Origin of the sequence: Psychrobacter sp. CMS30, from assembly GCF_904846565.1 — a bacterium.
GTDB classification, from domain to species: Bacteria; Pseudomonadota; Gammaproteobacteria; order Pseudomonadales; family Moraxellaceae; genus Psychrobacter; species Psychrobacter maritimus.
This window is the reverse complement of record NZ_CAJHBF010000048.1, coordinates 1-1,496: the sequence shown is the minus strand read 5'-3', so window position 1 is coordinate 1,496 and position 1,496 is coordinate 1. Positions and strand designations below refer to the sequence as shown.

The 1,496-nt window shown below is 44.7% G+C and carries 2 protein-coding genes; both read right to left on the bottom strand.

All coding sequences use genetic code 11. The features are described from left to right. Positions 1–213 precede the first annotated feature (213 nt). Positions 214–963, bottom strand: coding sequence for a 16S rRNA (uracil(1498)-N(3))-methyltransferase (locus JMX94_RS13185; protein WP_201566025.1), 750 nt, complete (start codon positions 961–963; stop codon positions 214–216). An 8-nt stretch (positions 964–971) separates the two neighbouring features. Continuing rightward, on the bottom strand, positions 972–1,496 hold a 525-nt coding region (locus tag JMX94_RS13180), incomplete at its 5' end, for a 3-deoxy-D-manno-octulosonic acid transferase (RefSeq protein ID WP_374220425.1).

The following is a 1,496-nucleotide window of genomic DNA, read 5'->3' as shown; positions in this document are numbered from 1 at the left end:
GATTGAATAGCGGGATTAATAAGACATTAATGCCTGAGTGACAATATACTAATCGAAATGAGATTAATTATCAATACATTTATTTCGTGCAACCATGCAGCAAAATTATCACTTAATATTTACCTTTAGATAGCGATATTTAAGCAGAGTTTTAATGGCTTTTTATGGGTTTGCTTTGATGATAGAGCAGCCCTACCCTAAAGCAGCTACCTCTTAGAGCAGCCACTGCCCTAAAATGACATTAACCGCCGCTTCGGTGCGCAATATGCGCGGGCCTATATTGACCGCCGTGCAACCTTGCTTGGCAAGTAGTTCAATCTCATAATCAATCCAGCCGCCTTCTGCACCGATAAACACCATACTTGGCAGTACTGAGTTATGAAGAGGTTCAGGATTTTTTAGTTGTTGCTGCATGTATTGCGCAAAAGACAGCGCGCTATAAGGACGAGCAACGATGGCGCGATTGGTGATTAAGCTTGCAACCTCATCTTCAACAAAAGGTTTAAAGCGTTTTTGCAGACTAATTCGCGGCGCAACCGTATCAACGCCTTGTTGCAGCCCTTCTAACACAAACTCGTCAAGGCGAGCCAACATCGGGCTTTGCCAATAGCTTTTTTGCGTACGGTAGCTGTTGATAAGGATAATATCGTTAACGCCAAGCGCGGTCATATCCATGATTAGGCGGCGTAGCACCTTTGGCCTTGGCAATGCCAACACCACTGTAAGATTGAGCTTCGGTGGCGGATTGATGGTCAGCTGTATATCACTTAGCTGAATACTATCGGGTGCGATATTCTCAATGATAGCGCTGCCAAGCTTGCCACCCAATTGGCCAATTTTTAACGTATCACCTACTTTGGCAGTTAATACTTTATTCACATGGGTAATTTGCATTAAATCATTGATATAGGCAGACGCATTATCATGTTGAAAGTTGGTTGCTGGCAATAATATACAGTTCATAGCGTCACTTATATCAGCTCTTGATTCACGTCTTGGCTCAGGTCTTGCTCAAAAGGCGGTTTTGCGTATTGCTGAATCACATCTTCAATCATCGATAACTGCCGATGCAAGACCGCTTGCTGCTGCTCAGTCATTTCTGCACCCGCTTGCCCTGCTTGTTTTGCCAATTCCAAATGACTGAGCCAAAACTGTAGCTGCTGATAAAGCAAACTGTCATCATCGCTAGATGGCTGATTGCTCGCAATTTTCTGCTGCTGAGATAGCTGCTCATCAGTACCAAGAGCGCTATAGAAAGCATTGTTTGGTTGATATAACGCCCCGACGCTAGCGAGCTTATCAACCACGCTTTGGCAAGATTGGGTATAACTGCCCATCAATACCGGCGTCGCCACACTTGCCGGCTCAACGGGATTATGCCCGCCAATATCGACCAATGAGCCACCCACCAATGCCACATCTGCAAGCGCATACCATTTCATCAACTCACCCATACTATCAGCCAAATAAACTTGGGTATTTGGATTGATTGCATC

Bases quoted from the DNA above. Each gene is read 5' to 3' on its own strand.
- JMX94_RS13185 (WP_201566025.1), bottom strand. From the start codon at position 963: ATGAACTGTATATTATTGCCAGCAACCAACTTTCAACATGATAATGCG.